Here is an 18,676-nt window from a genome sequence, read left to right on the forward strand (position 1 = left end):
CTTCGCTCACGATTTCGCCCCGGCCCGCAGGATGGTCGGATCGAGCCCGCGATACAGGGCCTCGACCTGCTCCGCGCGCCACTGCAACACCGCACGCTGATTGATCGAGCCCTTGTCGGTGATTTCCCCCCGATCAATGGAGGCCGGCTCGTCGAGCAAGGCAATCCATTCCAGGCGACTGGCATTGCCGCCGGCTTCGCGATTGAGCCGCTGCAACCAATCGGCGAACCACTCGCGTACCGGCGCGCTTGCCAACACCTGGGCGTCGCTGGCACTGGCCGCCAGCCCCGCCAGGCGTCGGCATTCGTACAATCTCGGGAACACCAGCGCGCCGAGGCATTGACGATCCGGCGCGGTCACTACCAGGTCCTGGACATAGGGCGAACCCTCCAGTACTGCACGATTGCGCAGCGGGCCGACACTGACGAACACCCCTGAAGACAGCTTGAAGTCCTCGGCGATGCGCCCATCGAACATCAGCCCCAGTTGCGGGTCATGCGCGTTGGCCAGCTTGAGCGCATCCCCGGAGCAGTAAAAGCCTTGTTCGTCGAACACCTCGGCGGTCTGCTGCGGTGACCGCCAGTAACCGGGCATGATGTGCGGCCCACGGAAGCGCCCTTCCAGCTTGCCGTCCTTGGGTACCAGCCGAACCTCGCAACCCGGCGCCGGCAAGCCGATATAACCGGCCATGGACAATGGCCCGGTGGTAAAGGTGCAGGAAGGCGCGGCCTCGGTCATGCCGAGCCCGGCCATCATCCGGATGCGTTCGCCACAGTGTTGTTCGGCGACCCGGTCCAGGCGATCCCAGACGCTTTGCGACAGCCCGGCAGCGGCGAAGAAAAATAGGCTGACGCGCTTGAAAAAACACTCCCGGAGCTCCGCGTCCTGTTCCAGGGCCGAGACCAGTTCTTCCCAACCCTTGGGCACGGTCAGGTAGGCAGTGGGAGATACCTCCTTGAGGTTGCGCAGGGTCTGGGCAAAGCCCTGAGCAGTAGGTTTGCCGTCGTCCAGGTAAAAACTGCCGCCGTTGTAGAGCACGATGCCCAGGTTATGGCTGCCGCCGAACGTGTGGTTCCACGGCAGCCAATCCACTAGCACCGGAGGCTCTTGACCGAACACTGGAAAAGTCTGCAACAACATCTGTTGGTTGGCGCAGAGCATGCGCTGGGTGGTGATTACGGCCTTGGGCAGCCTGGTCGAGCCGGAAGTAAACAGAAACTTGGCGATGCTGTCCGGGCCGGTGGCGGCAAAAGCGGCTTCAGCCTCGGCGCCGCCCGGTTGCTCAAGCAGGCTGGAAAAGCTCACCTGGCGGCGGCCCGCGACCTGGCCACGGACGCTGATCAGTGGCGTATCGGCCGGCAGCACAGCCTCGATGGCGCGCTGGTACGCCGGGGCATCACTGACGAACACCAGGCCTGGTTGCAGCAGGTCGCACACATGGCGCAGCTTGGAGAAGTCCTGGGACAGCAGCGAATAGGCTGGCGATACCGGGCAGTAGGGAATGCCCGCATACATGGCACCGAAGGCGACTTGCAAATGCTCGATGTCATTACCCGAAAGCAGCACCAGGGGTTTGTCAGCCGAAAGGCCATAGCCCAGCAGGCATTGGGCGATAGCCCGGACACTGGCGAGCATTTGCGCGTAACTCACCCGACGCCATTCACCGTCGTCCTGGCGGGCGGCGATAAAGGTCTGCTCGGGACGCACCTGGGCCCAATGCACCAGACGGTCGAGCAACCGCCTGGGCATCTCGGCCAACGGTTCGAGGGAGCGCATGTGCAATACGCCGTGCTGCTCGGTAACCTCGACCGCCGCGCAACCGATGGACACGTGGCGATAGCGCGGTGCGCTGGCTTGGACATGGGGTTGCAAACTGAATTCGGAACTCACCTGTTTCTTCTCCGTCGAGGCACGCTAAACCCAAGCCACACACAGGCGACTCAGCGATAGCGTGGCAGCCGTTGGCTGCAGCCTTGTTATTGTTATTTCGGCCTTGCACACGGGCATTTGACTTGCGGGGGAAGCCAATGCCCGCCTGTTCAGATCGGGTAGTGCCGCGGTCCATTCTGCAAGGTGACCCAACGCAACTGGGTGAAGTGCTCGATGGATGCCTTGCCACCGAAACTTCCGTAGCCGCTGGACTTGACCCCGCCAAAGGGCATCTGCGCCTCGTCGTGCACGGTCGGGCCGTTGATATGACAGATGCCCGACTCGACCCGTTGGGCCAAGGCCAGGGCACGCCCGCTATCGCGGCTGAAAATCGCCGCCGACAAACCAAACTCGGAGTCGTTGGCCAAGTGCAGAAGTGCTTCATCCCCCTCACCGCGCAGCAACACGGCCACCGGCCCGAACGACTCCTCGCGGTACAGGCGCATGCTTGCGTTGACGCCGTCGAGCAGGGTCGGCTGCAAGATGCTGCCGTCCAGTTGCCCGCCGACCACCAGCCGCGCGCCCTTGGCCAGGGCATCGTCGATCAAGCCCTTGATGCGCGTTCCGGCGCTTGCGTCCACCAGCGAACCGAGCACCGACTCCGCAGCCGCAGGGTCTCCCGCGCGCAGGGTGGCGACCTTGGCCGCCAACTTTTCGACAAAGGCATCGGCAACCTTGGCATCGACGATCAGACGCTCGGTGGACATGCAGATCTGCCCCTGGTTGAAATAAGCGCCAAAGGCGGCCGCCTCTACCGCGGCGTCCAGGTCTGCATCGTCGAGCACCAGCAACGGTGCCTTGCCGCCCAGTTCCAGCAACGCCGGCTTGAGGTGGCGCGCGGCGAGTTCACCGACGATACGTCCGACATGGGTCGATCCGGTGAAATTGACCCGGCGTACCGCCGGGTTGGCGATCAGCCGCTCGACAATCGCCGCGGCATCCTCAGGTGCGTTGCTGATCACATTGACCACGCCATCGCCCAGGCCGGCGTCTTGCAATACCTGACCGATCAGGCGATGCACCGCAGGACTGAGCTCGGAGGCCTTGAGCACCACGGTGTTGCCGCACGCCAATGGCATGGCGATCGCGCGGGTGGCGAGAATCACCGGGGCGTTCCAGGGAGCGATACCCAAGACGACGCCGCAGGGTTGGCGCAGGGCCATGGCGAAACTGCCAGGCACATCCGAGGGGATGACTTCGCCATTGATCTGCGTGGTCATCGACGCCGCTTCACGCAGCATGTTGGCCGCCAGCCGCACGTTGAACGCGTACCAGTTGGCCATGGCGCCGGTTTCGCCGGCCGCCTCGATGAACTCGGCACTGCGTGCCTGCAATTGCTCGGCCGCCTTGAGCAAACGGCTCCGGCGTTCATTGGGGGCCAGGGCAGCCCAGGCGGGAAACGCCTTCTGCGCAGCGGCCACCGCGGCGTCGGCATCTTCCAGGGTAGCGGCGGCGACCCGCGACACCAACTCGCCAGTCACCGGGTTACGGCGTTCGAAGGTTCGACCGTCGCGGGCGGGGCACGACTGGCCGCCAATCAGCAGGGGCACGTCCAGCATGGTGATTCCTCTTTATAGTCTTTGTCGGGAATACATAGGAACGAGGTAACCGCAGCTCCCGGCGCAACCGCCTGTAGCAGGATGCGCCCGGCTGCCTGGCGCGGCACCTCAGCGTTTGTACGCTTGCAGGCCCGGCTTGATGCTCTTGTCGTCGAGGAATTGTTTCATGCCCTGTTCACGGCCGCCTTCGGTGTCCAGCAGGCGTGACTGATCGAGCTTGGCGTACAGGTAATCCTCGTTCTGCTCCCACGTCAGTTCGCGGCAACGTTTGAAACCATGCTTGGCCGCACGCAGCACCACCGGGTTTTTCTCCAGCAGGTTACGCGCCAGCGCCACAGTGACTTCCCGCAGTTGTGCCAGGGGTACGCTTTCATTGACCAGACCCATCTCGGCGGCCTTCTGCCCGCCAAAGGTCTTGCCGGTCATGATGTAGTACAGCGACTGGCGATGGCCCACGGTGTCGGCCATGGCCTTGCTGACCAGGTTGCCCGGCGGGATACCCCAGTTGATCTCCGAAAGGCCGAAGGTCGCTTCGTCGGCACAGATCGCCAGGTCGCAGGCCACCAAGGGGCTGAAGCCGCCGCCGAAGCACCAGCCGTTGACCATGGCAATGGTCGGCTTGGCGTACATGCGCAACAGCTTCCACTGCCATTGCGAGGCTTCGCGGCGGATTTTTTCCTGGAGGATCTCCGGGCCAGCGTCCACTTCGCGAAAGTATTCCTTGAGATCCATCCCCGCAGTCCAGGCTTCGCCCGCACCGGTCAGTACCAGCACACCGGCGTCCGGATCCTGCTCCAGGGTCTCCAGAACATCGATCATCTCGCGGTTCAGGGTCGGGCTCATGGCGTTGCGTTTTTCCGGGCGGTTGAGGATGACCCACGCGATACCTTCCTCGATTTCCACTTTGACCGTTGTCCAGCGACCTTCGTAATTGCTCATGACGATGCTCTCTTGTTCTTGGTTTGAAGATGACTGGAAATTAAATCAGCCAATTAGTTATGTCAATTAACTATTAATAGAATTAACCAATTTCCTCGCACTGGAAGCTTCCATCCCCCAAACGCCAGGCAACATTGGTCATAGCAATCACCGGTCAACGCCGGCAAAATAGATAGTCTTGTTAACCTCCAACCTTCAGGACTCACCTGCAATGGCCAAGCCCTCCCCCCTCGCCGAGTCGATCGAGGCAGCGTCGACCAACGTCGAGATGCAGGCACCACTCGATTCGGCGTTGAACGACCTGATCGGCTACGCCATGCGCCGCGCACAACTCAAACTGTTCCAGAACCTGATTGGCCGCCTCTCGGCCCACGATCTGCGACCCGCCCAGTTCTCGGCCCTGGCGATCATCAATCAGAACCCCGGCCTGATGCAGGCCGACCTGGCCCGGGCACTGACCATCGAGCCGCCCCAGGTGGTACCTCTGCTCAATAAACTGGAGAGCCGTGCGCTGGCGGTTCGCGTGCGTTGCAAGCCGGACAAGCGTTCCTATGGGATCTTCCTGAGCAAGACCGGCGAGACCCTGCTCAAGGAACTCAACCAGATCGCCGCGCAAAGCGACCTGGATGCCACCGCGGCACTGGACGATCAGGAACGCGAAGAGCTGCTGCGACTGCTGAAGAAGATTTATCAGGAGTGACGCACGCCCCCAACGGGCGTGTCGGTGAGAAGCCTGCAGTCCCCGGGGTTACCAGATCGGCAAGGTGTAGGTCACCAGGAAGCGGGTCTGGTTTTCATCGCGAAATGCTGCGCCGGACGGGAAATCGTTGCGATAAATCGCCTTGCGCGCCACCAGTCCAACGTTTTTCAGCGGCCCGCTCTGCACCACATAGCCCAGCTCCATCTGGAACTCGCGCTCCTTGCGATCTTCGGCGTTGAAGGCTGCCAGCTCGATATTGTCACCGCGCAAATAACGCAACCGCCCCCTCAGCCCGGGCACTCCGGACGCTGCGAAATCATAGTCATAGATGGCCTGCCACGTGCGCTCCTTGGCGTTGAGAAAGTCCGAAGCCATGGTCAGCTCACTCATCCCCATCAACTCTGTCCCGGAGATGTAGGGCGTCGCCGAGTTGCCACTGGAATGCATGTAGCCGAGGCCCAGGCGATGCCCGCCATAGCGGTAGCTGAACAGCCCCGAGACGTTGCGGTTGTCCACTTCACCAGCCTTGGCACTGCCATCTTCGCGACTGAAAAAACTGCGCAGGTCGCTGGTCAATGTCCCACCGCCCAGCGGCAGGTCATGCAGCAAGGCAAAGGTATCCTGTTGGTACAGGTCGGCCACCTCGGCGTGGTAGGCACGCAGGCTCAGCGTCTTGCTGACCTGATAATCGCCCCCCACATAGGCCATGTGCGAGGTCGTGGCAGTCGCGTTGAAGCGCCGGTTGGGCGACGCGATGGTCATCGCCTCATAGTTGGTGGAATTGCGCTTGTCGATGCGATCGATGTACCCGGTGTTCAGCGTCAGGTCATCGATGTCCCTGGAGCTCAGGATGGTGCCGCGAAAGGTTTGCGGCAGCAGTCGCGAGGGGCTGGCAAACGCAAACGGCAGGAAGATCGACACGTCCCCGGACTTCACCGTGGTCTGGGCAAAACGCAGCTTGGCGGTCGGGGCCAGGCGCGAGTACTCATCCGCCGCCCGATTGTCGCTGGCCGACACCGGCAACAACTCGGTGCCGCTGCGATCCGGCGCGGAGTCGAGCTTGACCCCCAGCAGCCCGCGGACGTCCAGTCCAAAACCCAGCGGCCCCTGGGTAAACCCCGACTCCATGCTCATGATGAAACCCTGGGCCCACTCCTGGGCAGCGGTCTTGGCCCCATCGTCCTTGTACTGGCGGTCCAGGTAGTAATTACGCAGGGTCAAGGTGCCATGGCTGTCTTCGATAAAGCCCCCGGCGCGAAGCTGGGTGGGCAGAACGCTCAAGCCGAGCAGCGCCAGGACCCACCCGCGACCGATACCGGGTACACAGGTGGCTGACGCCGTCGCAACGTCGTACGTGGGGAGATTGGGCATGTTCGATTTCCATTTTTTATTATTGTTTGTGCTGCCAGGAGAGCGCAGCACAGCCGGCTTCGCGGACAGAGAATGGAAATTGCCCATGACTCCTGTCAATGGTAACTGACCGATAATCGAACATTAATATTGTTATCTATTTTTCATCAGATCTTGCGATAAGCTCTTTATCAATTGATTTATATAACTTTTATCCTGTTTTTATAGATTTTTATGGGTCAGTTCATTTTTTAGTTATCTTTGTTATCTTATTAATCAGCAGTCATCTTCAGCGTACCTCGTGCGATGGGACGGCTCGACTCCACAACAAAAACAACAATGAGGTTCCCCCCATGGACAGCCCATCGCGTCGTTCGACGCTGACAATCGCTTTGTGCTTTATCGTTGCGTTGATCGAGGGTTTCGATCTGCAGGCCGCCGGCACTGCTGCCGCCGGGCTGCGCCAGAGTTTTGCCCTGGACCCGAAAATGATGGGTTGGGTGTTCAGTGCCGGGATCATCGGCCTGCTGCCTGGGGCGTTTTTTGGCGGCTGGGTCGCCGATCGCATCGGCCGCAAGAAAATCCTCGTCGGTGCAGTGCTGCTGTTCGGCCTGTTTTCCCTTTGCACTGCCTATGTCGAGAGTTACTCCAGCCTGTTGCTGGTGCGCTTCATGACCGGGTTGGGCCTGGGTGCCGCCCTGCCCAACCTGATAGCCCTGTGCGCCGAGGCCGTAAGCGAACGCAACCGCGGCACCGCCATCAGTGTCATGTACTGCGGCGTGCCCCTGGGCGGTGCGCTCGCGGCAGTGGTGGCGATGTTTTCCAGTGAACACTGGCAAACCACCTTCATCATCGGCGGCCTGGTGCCCTTGCTGGTTGTACCGCTGATGGCCCTGCTGCTGCCCGAGTCCACTGCCTTCCGCCAGCAACGTTCAGCAACTGGCAGCCCACGGCCGTCCACCGCACAGGCGCTGTTCGGCGAAGGCCGGACACGCAACACCCTGGCCTTGTGGCTGAGCTATTTCTTCACCTTGACCGTGATGTACATGCTGCTCAACTGGCTCCCTTCATTGCTGCTGGAACAGGGCTTCAGCAAACCCCAGGCGGGCATGATCCAGATGCTGTTCAACATCGGTGGCGCCCTCGGTTCGCTGCTCGGTGGCCTGCTTCTGGACCGTTGCAACGGCCTCAAGGTCGTGCTGTTCGTGTATGCCGGGTTGCTGGCGGCGCTGGCCGGGGTCGGCCTGTCTAGCGGCATCGTGCCAATGTCGATCGCCGGGTTTGCCGCCGGGCTTTTCGTCATGGCTGCGCAACTGGTGCTCTACGCCCTGGCGCCACCGTCCTACCCGACCGCAGTGCGCGCCACCGGCGTCGGTGCGGCCGTGGCCATCGGTCGCCTGGGCTCAGTGGCAGGCCCCTTGGCCGCCGGGCAGATCCTTGCCGCCGGTGCCGGCACTACTGGCGTGCTGCTGGCGACTTCACCCGGGCTGGTGATCGCCGCCTTGTCGATCATCACCGTGATCGCCCGCCCCAGTTCGACCACTGAAGCACCGCTGAATACCGCCAACTGAGCATCACTGCGAAGTTTTCAACCTTGCAGCAAAATCCAATCGAGTAAGAGGTGGTTTCACCACCGCCGTCCTCTCCCAGTGCCAGCGTGCACTGGGACTGGGCGCGTGCAGTTACAACGTCCCGAATCGCAAAGCATGTCCCAGGCTCTACCCCATCAGCCCATTACACTTCTCTATTGGATCCTTTGCGATGAAATCCACGAAACGTTCGATAATCGAACACTTTAAAAAACTATAAGCATTTGTTTTTTAAGCGTTTTTATAAACTCATATTAAGAAACAGAGCAAAACCCTCTAACAGCCACTTTTCAATGGATCCATAAAACGATTGACTGGCGCCACACGGTGTCAGGTAAACGCCTGCCCGCTCATAAAAATAACAAGGGTGTCGTGATGAGTGACTTCTCAATCGGGCTCAAGTCTTGGCTTGTACCCACCTTCGTGTGCCTTTCTCGTTTTACCTGTACGCAGCCTCGTCTCAAGGGGCAGCAGCTATGACTGTCGCGCTGAAGAACGTGGTAGATGAACGGCCGATGGCGTCGTTCCAGTGGTTGGCCGTGGGTATCTGTATTGTCCTGAACATGATCGATGGGTTCGACGTGCTGGTGATGGCCTTCACGGCCTCCTCGGTCTCTGCCGAATGGGGTCTGAACGGCGCGCAGATCGGGCTGTTGTTAAGTGCCGGGTTGTTTGGCATGGCGGCCGGCTCACTGTTTATTGCACCGTGGGCGGATCGCTTTGGTCGTCGACCATTGATTCTGTTTTGCCTGCTGCTCTCGGGGGTCGGCATGCTGTTGTCGGCGCTGAGCCAGACGCCCGTGCAACTGGCGCTACTGCGTGGGCTGACCGGCCTGGGAATCGGCGGGATCCTGGCCAGCAGCAACGTGATTGCCAGTGAATACGCCAACAAACGCTGGCGTGGGTTAGCGGTGAGCCTGCAATCCACCGGTTATGCCCTGGGTGCGACCTTCGGTGGCCTGCTGTCAGTGTGGCTGTTGACGCACTTTGGCTGGCGCTCGGTATTCATCTTCGGTGGTGCCGTAACCCTGGCGGTGATTCCGCTGGTGCTGATGTATTTGCCCGAATCGCTGGACTTTCTGCTCGCCCGCCGCCCCGACAACGCCTTGGCACGTATCAATCGCCTGGCCGCCCGCCTCGGTCAGCCACCACTGCGCGAGCTGCCCGCCGCCCTCTCGGCGCCGACTTCAGGCCGCGGGCGCTTGGCGCAGTTGCTCTCACCGGCGTCACGGCGCACGACCCTGCTGATCTGGCTGCTGTTCTTCCTGGTGATGTTCGGCTTCTATTTCGTGATGAGCTGGACACCCAAGCTGCTGGTATCGGCAGGGCTTTCGGCACAGCAAGGGATCAGCGGCGGCGTGTTGCTGAGCGTCGGCGGTATTTTCGGCGCAGCCCTGATTGGTGCCCTGGCCTCGCGCTGGCGCCTGACCCGTGTGCTGTCGCTGTTCATGCTGGCTACGGCAGGTTTGCTGGTGCTGTTCGTTGACTCGGCCTCATCAGTATCCATGGCCCTTGGACTGGGTCTGTTGATCGGGCTGTTTGCCAATGGCTGCGTGGCGGGCTTGTACGCGCTGTCGCCGATTGTCTATGACGCTTCGGTACGAGCAACTGGCGTCGGTTGGGGCATCGGTATCGGGCGGATCGGCGCGATTCTGTCGCCGACCGTGGCCGGCCTGTTGCTCGATAGCGGCTGGCAGCCATTGCATCTGTATGGGGTGTTTGCTGTGGTTTTCGTCATCGCCGCAGCCGTGCTGCTACTACTGCGACCTGAAGCCAAACAGCAACCTGACGCCCAATTCAGCCAGGCTTGAGCCTATGCCAAGAGTAGCGAGGGGCCGCCCTCGCTACTGACTACATCCTCCAGGAATACAATAATAATGACTCGCTCCCCCCTCCCTCCCCGGGCCTTGCTCGGCGGTGCAATCCTGATCGCCCTCCTACCTTCAGCGCATGCTGAGGACGGTGGCTTTTTCGAGGATTCCAAGACCAGCCTGGTGCTGCGAAATTACTACTTCAATCGTGATTTCAACGACCCGGGCGCCAGCAAGAGCAAGATAGAAGAATGGGCCCAAGGCGCTATCCTCAAGTTCAATTCTGGCTATACCCCTGGCGTGCTCGGTTTTGGTCTTGACGGTATCGCGATGCTTGGCCTCAAGCTCGACAGCGGCCCACAACGCAGCGGTTCGGAACTGCTTCCGGTGCACGACGACGGACGCTCCGCCGACGATTACGGGCGCATTGGCGTGGCCGCCAAAATGCGCCTATCCGCCACAGAACTGATGCTCGGCGAGCTCATGCCGGACATCCCGCTGCTGCGCTACGATGACGGCCGCCTGCTGCCACAGACCTTTCAGGGCACCATGCTGGTGTCCCGAGAGTTGCCGGGACTGAACCTGCAAGCAGGTCAATACACCGACGTGAGCTTGCGCAATTCCTCGAACATGCAAGACCTCTCGGCGTGGGCAGCCCCCACCGTGATGTCGGACGGTTTCAACTACATGGGCGCCGAATACCGCTTCAACCAACAACAAACCCTGGTCGGCGCCTGGCACTCGCAACTCGAAGACATCTATCAGCAAAGCTATCTGAACCTGCTGCATAAACAGCAGTTCGCTGACTGGACCCTCGGCGCGAACCTGGGCTATTTCATCGACAAGGAAGACGGCAGCGCACGGATCGGCAATGTGCAAAGCCACACCGCCTACGGGTTGTTCTCAGCCAAACTTGGCGGCCACACCCTGTACCTGGGCCTGCAGAAGGTCAGCGGTGACACCGCCTGGATGTCGGTATATGGCAGTAGCGGGCGAACCCTGGGCAATGACATGTTCAACGGTAATTTCAGCAATGCCGACGAACGCTCCTGGCAGGCTCGATATGACTACGATTTCGCTGCCGCCGGGATCCCCGGCCTGTTGCTGATGACCCGCTACGGTCACGGCGAAAACGCCACCACCAAGGCAGGCACCGATGGCAAGGAATGGGAGCGCGACACTGAAGTCAGCTACACCCTGCAGAGCGGTCCACTGAAAAGCCTTAGCGTGCGCGTCAACAACGCCACCAACCGTCGCAGCTTCAACAGTGACTTCGATCAGACCCGCATCATCATCAACTACCCGCTGTCACTCTGATCCTCCCGGCAGGGGCGCTCGCCCCTGCAGCTCTCCCCCTCCTTGCGTTACTATGGCGAACCCCCTCTCTGGAAGTCGCCTGCATGAGTAAACCCGGTCAAATGGTGCTAGTGGCACTGCGCAAAATGATTGCCTCGGGCGAGCTGGCGGCGGGCGAACGGCTGATGGAGATTCCGACGGCGGATCGCTTCGGCGTCTCGCGCATGCCGGTACGCATGGCTTTCCTGACCCTCGAGCAGGAAGGCTTGCTGGTACGCCACGGCGGACGGGGTTATCAGGTGCGCTCGGTGAGTGCCGACGATATTGCCGGCGCCGTGGAAGTGCGTGGGGTGCTGGAGGGGCTGGCCGCCCGGCAAAGTGCCGAACGTGGCTTGAGCGAGCAAGCGCGGGCGGCACTGCATGAATGCCTGGTGCAAGGCGATGCACTGTTCGACAAAGGCTACGTGACAGAAGAAGACCTTGAGGCGTTTCATGACCTCAACATGCGCTTTCACCAGGTGATCGTCGAAAGCAGCGCCAACCCGGCTATCGCCGAAGCCCTGGCGCGCAATGACCATCGTCCCTTCGCTTCAGTGTCGGCGCTGGCTTTCGATCGCGAGGACATGGCACGCGAATACCGACGCTTCAACTTCGCTCACATGCAACACCACTCGGTGGTCGACGCGCTGGTCAGTCGCCAGGGTGCTCGCGCCGAAGCCATCATGCGCGAACATGCCAATGCGACCCTGCGTTATGCCGAGGTGTTCGGTGCGAGCGGCACCAGTAGCGGAGGGATTAAAGTGATCGCGCGCGGCGAATGATCGTTTGGCTCAGAGGTCCAGCACCAGCAACGCCGATCTGGATCTCGAACAGCAGGGTGTGAACTGATCATTGGCAGCTTGCTCCTCTTCGGTGAGAAACAGGTCACGGTGCTCGGGCACCCCTTCCAGCACACGGGTCAGGCAGGTTCCACACACACCCTGCTCACAGGAAATCGCGATCTCGACACCGTGACTTTCCAGCACCTGGACCACCGTCTTGTCGGCCGGAATGTCGAACACCCGGCCGCTACTGCCAAGCTTCACCTGGAACGACCCATCGGCACTGGTATCCACCGGCGCTGCGGCGAAATATTCACGGTGTAACTGCGCTTCACTCCAGCCCTGGAGCCTGGCGCTGTCGAGCACATGCTGCATGAAGCCTGAAGGACCACAGACATATAGGTGCAAGTCCGGTGCCGGACCGGCGAGAACGTTGGCCGCATCCAAGCGCGAATCGGGGTCTTGATCAAAATGCAGGTGCACGCGGTCCGCAAAGGGTGACCCCTTGAGTCGCTCGACAAAAGCCGCACGGTCACCGGCGCGCGCGCAGTAATGCAGTTCGAAATCGGCGCCGCTGTCGGCCAGTTGCTCGGCCATGCAGAGAATCGGGGTGATACCGATACCGCCGGCGAACAACAGGCTGCGCCGCGCTTCAGCCACCAGCGGAAAGAGATTGCGCGGCTCGCTGATGTACAGCCGATCGCCGCTGTTGACCTGCTCATGCATGCACTGGGAACCACCGCGCGAGGCTGCGTCCTTGAGTACGCTGATCTGGTAGCGATGGCGCTCTTGCGGGTGATTGCACAGTGAGTACTGACGGATCAGCCCGCCAGGCAAGTGCACATCGATGTGGGCGCCGGCAGTGAAGCCGGGCAGCTCCCCACCCTGGGCACAGGTCAGCTCGTAGCTACAAATATCCAGCGCTTCGTTGTTGCGGGATGTCACGACGACTTCAATCATGTCGCACCTTCAAGACCGGCCACCGCAGTGGCCGCGAAAAATGGGAATGGGAGTGGACCGCGGTATGTTGGAGGGCGCTCGTCGTCGCTATTTGACCGAGGTGATCAGCTCGACCGCCGGGGTCCGCTCTCGGGCGATGATGCGCTCCAGCACTCGCCTGGACTGCACGCCACCGGCATCGATATTGAGCTTGAGCAAGTTGCGCTCAGGGTTGGCCAGCAGGTTTTTCTGCTGTTGCTCGAGCATGTCGAGGTCTTCGCTGAAGATCTTGCCCTGGCCCTCACGGATGCTTGCGGTCAGCGCTTCGTCATGCGGATTGAAGTTGCGTGCCATACCCCAGAAGTACCAGATCGAGGTGTCGGTTTCCGGTGTAATGAAGTCGACCACGATGCTCGCGGCTTTGTGTTGCGGCTCGGCGTCGTAACCGCCCTTGCCGGCATGGGCAACCCCCACCTCGATCAATACGTGACTGGGCGGGCTGAAGCGGCAGATCTGCCAACGGTCCACCAGCACGTCGTCGGCCAGGTTGTTACCCCGCAGGGCCATGCGCCAGAACGGCGGCGCCATGATGTTTTGCATGTGCCGCGCGGTGACCACTTCGTCACCCTGAACGGTGGTGACCGGTGCCGCTTCATCGATTTCCTTCTGGCCAATGCTGGAAGCGTGCACGTAGGTTTCGTGGGTCAGGTCCATCAGGTTATCGATCATCAGGCGATAGTCGCAGCCGATATGGAACAGCCCACCACCATAGGCCCACTCATCGTTGACCGCCCATTCCAGATGGTGGATCAGCGCAGGGTCGGCCTTGTCCTGTTCCCCAGGCCAGACCCAGATAAAACCGTAACGCTCTTCAACGGCATAGGTCTTGTTGCACGGAAAGCCCCGTACGCGCTGCCCCGGCATTTCGACGGTCTTGCCGTCACAGCCCATCACCAGGCCGTGGTAGCCGCAGACCAGGTTGCCGTTCTCGACATAGCCAAGCGATAAGGGAGCGCCGCGATGCGGGCAGAAATTTTCGACGGCGGCAACACGCCCTTCATGGCCGCGATAGAAAACGATTTTCTCACCGCATATTTGCCGCCCCAGGGGCTTCTCGGCGATCTCGTCGGGGGTACAGGCGACATACCAGGTGTTTTTCGGATACATGGGGATCTCCAGGCCAGGTTTATTCTTATGGATCCATTTGAGCGATTTTGACCTGGGCAAGTCAAGAGATTTTACCTTATTAAGTATTTAATGGATCCATTAATGCGTTTGCAGTGTTTTAATCCTGCGCATTAACCCCATGCCTGGCGTGGTCGATGCGGTGATCTTCAGCTTGGGGGTCGATGGTTATTCCCTGGCACTCAGGACCGTTGACGACCTGCTGCGCCGTCAAGTGGGCAACCGCTAACCATGGGCTACTTCATTGGCAAGGAATAGGGTGCCAGCTTGGCCGGCGACACGGACAACAAAACAGGGGAGCAGCACGTTACATGCTGGCTTGCAGAAGCTCACCGCAGATACCGCCTGGGTGCGGGTTAACGGTGCCAGTGGCGGCACCTTGGTCAACGACCGCTTCAACTCTAGTTTCGATAACACGCAGGAACGCACTTGGCAGTGCTCGTCACGACTTCACGCTGCTTCAGGCCGATTACTACCTGAAGTGAAGGGCCGCTGCCGCCCCTTCGCTTCAGGCAGCCAGCCCCTCGGACAATCGCCTGCTCAGGCCTGCAACCCGAACGGGTCGTCCACGGAGTGGCTCGGCTGGGTAAACCAGCGCGGGCCAGTGGCGGTCATGTAGAAATGGTCCTCCAGGCGAATGCCGAACTCGCCAGGCACACAAATCATCGGCTCATTGGAGAAGCACATGCCCTCGGCCAGCGGCGTCTGATCACCGCGCACCAGGTAGGGACCCTCGTGAATGTCCAGGCCGATGCCATGTCCGGTGCGGTGCGGCAGGCCGGGCAACTGATAGTCCGGGCCGAGACCGGCGACTTCCAGGCTAAGCCGTGCGGCGGCATCCACCGCCTGGCAGGGTTCGCCCAGGCGTGCGGCGTCGAAGGCGGCCAACTGGGCGGCCTTTTCCAGGTTCCACAGCGCGCGCTGGCGGTCGCTCGGGGTGCCGAACACGTAACTGCGAGTGATATCCGACTGGTAGCCGTGGAGCAGGCAGCCCGTGTCGATCAGCACCATGTCGCCGTCCTTGAGCACCTGCGCGTGTTTCACCCCATGGGGAAAGGCGCTGGCCTCGCCGAACAGCACGATGCAGAAGGTCGAACCCGGCGCGCCCACCTTGCGGTGCGCCTCGCGGATGAACTCGGCAACCTCGGTGGTGCTGATGCCTGCGCGCAGGATGCTGGCGGCAGCCTTGTGCACTTGCAAGGTCATGTCTTTGGCGCGCTGCATCAGCGCCAATTCTGTAGCACTCTTGTGATAGCGACACAGGTTGATCACGCAGGAAGCGTCTATGAACTCCAAGCGCGATTCGAGGCGGCGGATTGCCTCGAACATGCAGAACGCCAGGGACGGGCATAGACCCACCACTGCGTCGTCGGCGATGCCCATTCCAGCGAGCATGTCGAGCAGCAGGCGGTAAGGACTCTCATGCTCCTGCCAACCATGGATAACCCCATCCACCTCGCGGAAGTCGCGGATGGTGCCCTCTTCAAAAGCCGGGGCGATATAGGCCAGCGGGCCGTTGGCGGGCAGCACGGCACCGACCAAACGTTCGCTCGGGTTCCACTTCACTCCGGTGAAGTAGTACAAGTTGCTGCCAGCGTTCAGATAGAGGGCAGCAATGCCCTGCTCAAGCATCAGGCTCTGGGCCTTGGCAATGCGTGACAGGTATTCGTCGAGGCCGATGGGCTGCATGCCCGCAGTCATCTTCGTCAGGCCGGCCAGCGCCTGTTCCGCAGTTTTGCCACCAACACCGACTGTCATCTCGTTCTCCTGAATTATGTGTAATGCTCGAAATTTAAGCCTGACTTAAACTCCAGTCAACGCCTATTTTCAGTACTACTTAATTTCAGTTAGGCAAAAAGCCTTCTCAGCGATGCGTCGCCCGCTATACTGGCGCCTTCCAGAATACGAGCCACGCCAATGACCGTAGAACAGATCGGGGAACGGTTGCGCCGCTACCGCCGTGCCGCCAACAAGACCCTGAACCAAGTCGCCACTGAAACAGGCCTCACCGCCAGCTTCCTGTCCCAAGCGGAGCGTAACCTCACTGGCGTGTCCATCTCCTCGCTGGCGAAAATCGCAAGTGCCTTGGGCATTCCGCTCAACTCCCTGTTCGAACAGCCTCCCCAGCCCCAGCCCGACTCCCACCAGGGCCAGCGCGTGCGGTACACGGTCGGCAGCCAGCCGTTGGTCTACGAGCGCCTGTCCAGCAGCTTTCCCGGCAACCTGATCAACGCGATGAAGATGACCATGGCGGTGGGCTACCAGTCCGAACTCATCTCCCACGAAGGCGCAGAGTTTACCTATGTGCTCTCCGGGCAGATTGTCTACACCATCGAAGGCCACACCTACCCGCTCGGCCCGGGGGGATCGGTGCATTTCGACTCCACCAAGCACCATTCCATCGCCAACTCTGGCGACGATGTTGCCGAAGTGCTGGTTGTCACCACCATGGGCGGCCTGCTCGACGACCACCCCGCGACTTGAGCGGTCACGCCGAATAAGTAAGTGTCACTGAATTTAAGTTGTATTTAATTTTAGAATAACTTAAGTTTTGCCTCGGCCGCTGACGGCGCGAGTTTCCCTCTCCCCTTCAGCGTCACCGCCCAAGCCAGCACGTCGGCCTTTGGCTCCCTGTCGCACATGACGGGCAGCCTACAGCCCGTAAAGCCGCAGGGTCAGGTGCCCCTCCCCTGGAATGAACGACCTGATCTGCCGCCCTCAAAAATAACAACAATGAGGTTCGCATGCGCAAAACAACCACGCTCAAGACCATGATTGCCGCCGGCCTGATCCTCGGCTCCGGCTTCACCCACGCCGCCAGCAACCTGGTGTTCTGTTCCGAAGGTAGCCCTGCTGGCTTCGACCCAGGCCAATACACCACGGGGACCGACTTCGACGCCTCAGCCGAAACCGTCTTCAACCGTCTTTCGCAATTTGAACGTGGCGGGACCAAGGTCATCCCGGGGCTGGCAACCCGCTGGGACGTTTCTCCCGACGGCCTGACCTACACCTTCCACCTGCGTGATGGGGTCAAGTTCCACACCACCGACTACTTCAAGCCGACTCGCGACTTCAACGCCGACGACGTGCTGTTCACCTTCAACCGCATGCTCGACAAGGACATGCCGTTCCGCAAGGCCTACCCCACCGAGTTCCCCTACTTCACCGACATGGGGATGAACGAAAACATCACCCAGGTCGAAAAAGTCGACGACCATACCGTCAAGTTCACCCTCAAGGGTGTCGACGCAGCCTTCATCCAGAACATGGCCATGAGCTTCGCCTCGATCCAGTCGGCCGAATATGCCGACCAGTTGCTCAAGCAAGGCAAGGCCCAGGAGATCAACCAGAAGCCGATCGGCACTGGCCCGTTCGTGTTCAGCAAGTACCAGAAGGACGCCCAGATTCGCTACAAGGGCAACAAGGATTACTGGAAGCCTGAAGACGTGAAGATCGACAATCTGATCTTCGCCATCACCACCGACGCCTCGGTGCGCATGCAAAAGCTGAAAAAGAACGAATGCCAGATCACCTCCTTCCCGCGCCCGGCCGATATCAAGCCGCTGCAGGAAGACAAGAACCTCAAGATGCCTAGCCAACCAGGCTTCAACCTTGGCTATATCGCCTACAACTTCACCCGCAAGCCGTTCGACCAGCTCCAAGTACGCCAGGCGCTAGATATGGCGGTAAACAAGCAAGCCATCATCGACGCCGTTTACCAGGGCGCCGGCCAGTTGGCCGTCAACGGCTTGCCGCCGACCCAGTGGTCCTACGACGAGACCATCAAGGATGCCGACTACAACCCGCAAAAGGCCAAGGAGTTGCTCAAGGCTGCAGGCGTCAAAGAAGGCACGGCAATCAACCTCTGGGCCATGCCGGTGCAGCGCCCCTACAACCCCAACGCCAGGCTGATGGCCGAAATGCTCCAGGCCGACTGGGCCAAAATCGGCATCAAGGCCAACATCGTCAGCTACGAATGGGGCGAGTACATCAAGCGCGCCCACGCCGGCGAGCAGGACATCATGTTGATTGGCTTCACTGGCGATAACGGTGACCCAGACAACTGGCTGGGCACCCTCTACACCTGCAACGCGGTCAACGGCAACAACTTCTCCAAGTGGTGCAATGATGGCTACGACAAGTTGGTAGGGGCCGCCAAGGCCACCGCCGATGTGGAGCAGCGCACCGCGCTGTACAAACAAGCGCAGCATCTCCTGAAAGCGCAGGTGCCGATGACCCCGGTCGCCCACTCCACGGTCTACCAGCCGATGCGCGCCAGTGTGCAGAACTTCCAGATCAGCCCTTTCGGGCTCAGCAGCTTCTACGGCGTCTACAACCAGCAGTGAGCAACTGGGGCCGGCCAAACGGCCCCCTTCGCCCTCCTCGAGCCGGCGCCAGACCGGCGAGGACGGTCTCACCTGCTACAACCAAAAATATCCAGCGCCACACCGGGACTCGTCGAGCCCAAGCCATTACCCATGCAGCCTGAACTGCTGAGAACGGCCAGCACGATGACCGGCATTACAAAAAAGATAAGGAGTGAGTCGCCCAAATGCTG

Annotated in this window: 14 protein-coding genes and 1 pseudogene; 8 read left to right on the top strand and 7 right to left on the bottom strand. The window is 60.6% G+C overall.

Going from position 1 to position 18,676, the window contains the following annotated elements; translation table 11 throughout:
• Positions 1 to 6: 6 nt before the first annotated feature.
• The 3 genes from ACM6IP_RS09620 to ACM6IP_RS09630 all read right to left on the bottom strand — a co-directional run bounded on the left by ACM6IP_RS09620 (position 7) and on the right by ACM6IP_RS09630 (position 4,427).
• The gene (locus tag ACM6IP_RS09620; RefSeq protein WP_414861358.1) at positions 7 to 1,890 is read right to left on the bottom strand and encodes a feruloyl-CoA synthase; all 1,884 of its coding nucleotides are present in this window, start codon (positions 1,888 to 1,890) and stop codon (positions 7 to 9) included.
• Between the two features lie 149 nt (positions 1,891 to 2,039).
• Positions 2,040 to 3,488 carry an aldehyde dehydrogenase gene (locus ACM6IP_RS09625; protein WP_414861359.1) on the bottom strand — a complete coding sequence of 483 codons (1,449 nt, stop codon included), beginning with the start codon at positions 3,486 to 3,488 and terminating at the stop codon, positions 2,040 to 2,042.
• A gap of 108 nt (positions 3,489 to 3,596) precedes the next feature.
• Positions 3,597 to 4,427, bottom strand: coding sequence for a p-hydroxycinnamoyl CoA hydratase/lyase (locus ACM6IP_RS09630; RefSeq protein WP_095170108.1), 831 nt, complete (start codon positions 4,425 to 4,427; stop codon positions 3,597 to 3,599).
• A gap of 211 nt (positions 4,428 to 4,638) precedes the next feature.
• Between ACM6IP_RS09630 and ACM6IP_RS09635 the strand changes: the two genes are divergently transcribed.
• Positions 4,639 to 5,127 (top strand): MarR family winged helix-turn-helix transcriptional regulator, encoded by a 489-nt coding sequence (locus ACM6IP_RS09635; RefSeq protein WP_095170107.1) that lies wholly within the window; start codon positions 4,639 to 4,641, stop codon positions 5,125 to 5,127.
• A 48-nt stretch (positions 5,128 to 5,175) separates the two neighbouring features.
• On the opposite strand, the gene ACM6IP_RS09640 is transcribed toward ACM6IP_RS09635, so the two are convergent.
• Positions 5,176 to 6,498: an OprD family porin gene (locus ACM6IP_RS09640; protein ID WP_401125805.1), complete on the bottom strand. Its 1,323-nt coding sequence runs from the start codon at positions 6,496 to 6,498 to the stop codon at positions 5,176 to 5,178.
• Positions 6,499 to 6,830: 332 nt separating this feature from the next.
• Here ACM6IP_RS09640 and mhpT point away from each other — a divergent pair, with 332 nt between their 5' ends.
• The 4 genes from mhpT to ACM6IP_RS09660 all read left to right on the top strand — a co-directional run bounded on the left by mhpT (position 6,831) and on the right by ACM6IP_RS09660 (position 11,994).
• A complete protein-coding gene (gene mhpT / locus ACM6IP_RS09645) occupies positions 6,831 to 8,048 on the top strand; it encodes a 3-(3-hydroxy-phenyl)propionate transporter MhpT (RefSeq protein ID WP_414861360.1) in 1,218 nt (405 codons plus the stop codon).
• A gap of 494 nt (positions 8,049 to 8,542) precedes the next feature.
• On the top strand, positions 8,543 to 9,877 hold the full coding sequence (locus ACM6IP_RS09650) for an MFS transporter (protein ID WP_414861361.1): 1,335 nt from the start codon (positions 8,543 to 8,545) through the stop codon (positions 9,875 to 9,877).
• Positions 9,878 to 9,943: 66 nt separating this feature from the next.
• Complete coding sequence (locus ACM6IP_RS09655) at positions 9,944 to 11,194, top strand: OprD family porin (protein ID WP_095170103.1); 1,251 nt, start codon at positions 9,944 to 9,946, stop codon at positions 11,192 to 11,194.
• An 83-nt stretch (positions 11,195 to 11,277) separates the two neighbouring features.
• Positions 11,278 to 11,994 (top strand): GntR family transcriptional regulator, encoded by a 717-nt coding sequence (locus ACM6IP_RS09660; protein WP_414861362.1) that lies wholly within the window; start codon positions 11,278 to 11,280, stop codon positions 11,992 to 11,994.
• A 9-nt stretch (positions 11,995 to 12,003) separates the two neighbouring features.
• Here ACM6IP_RS09660 and ACM6IP_RS09665 read toward each other — a convergent pair whose 3' ends face one another.
• Both ACM6IP_RS09665 and ACM6IP_RS09670 read right to left on the bottom strand, forming a co-directional pair.
• Complete coding sequence (locus tag ACM6IP_RS09665; RefSeq protein ID WP_095170101.1) at positions 12,004 to 12,954, bottom strand: PDR/VanB family oxidoreductase; 951 nt, start codon at positions 12,952 to 12,954, stop codon at positions 12,004 to 12,006.
• A gap of 87 nt (positions 12,955 to 13,041) precedes the next feature.
• Entirely contained in the window at positions 13,042 to 14,100 is a 1,059-nt protein-coding gene (locus ACM6IP_RS09670; RefSeq protein WP_414861363.1) for a Rieske 2Fe-2S domain-containing protein, read from the bottom strand.
• 328 nt (positions 14,101 to 14,428) lie between these two features.
• Here ACM6IP_RS09670 and ACM6IP_RS09675 point away from each other — a divergent pair.
• A pseudogene (locus tag ACM6IP_RS09675) lies at positions 14,429 to 14,554 on the top strand (OprD family outer membrane porin); the annotation flags it as partial.
• A 104-nt stretch (positions 14,555 to 14,658) separates the two neighbouring features.
• On the opposite strand, the gene ACM6IP_RS09680 reads toward ACM6IP_RS09675, so the two are convergent.
• Positions 14,659 to 15,876 (bottom strand): Xaa-Pro peptidase family protein, encoded by a 1,218-nt coding sequence (locus ACM6IP_RS09680; protein ID WP_320334220.1) that lies wholly within the window; start codon positions 15,874 to 15,876, stop codon positions 14,659 to 14,661.
• Positions 15,877 to 16,035: 159 nt separating this feature from the next.
• On the opposite strand from ACM6IP_RS09680, the gene ACM6IP_RS09685 reads away from it, so the two are divergent.
• A complete protein-coding gene (locus ACM6IP_RS09685) occupies positions 16,036 to 16,602 on the top strand; it encodes a helix-turn-helix domain-containing protein (protein WP_095170098.1) in 567 nt (188 codons plus the stop codon).
• A 260-nt stretch (positions 16,603 to 16,862) separates the two neighbouring features.
• Positions 16,863 to 18,464, top strand: a complete 1,602-nt coding sequence (locus ACM6IP_RS09690) for an ABC transporter substrate-binding protein (protein WP_414861364.1) — start codon at positions 16,863 to 16,865, stop codon at positions 18,462 to 18,464.
• Positions 18,465 to 18,676 lie beyond the last annotated feature (212 nt).

The organism is Pseudomonas sp. IT-P176, from assembly GCF_949767245.1.
Lineage (GTDB): Bacteria > Pseudomonadota > Gammaproteobacteria > Pseudomonadales > Pseudomonadaceae > Aquipseudomonas.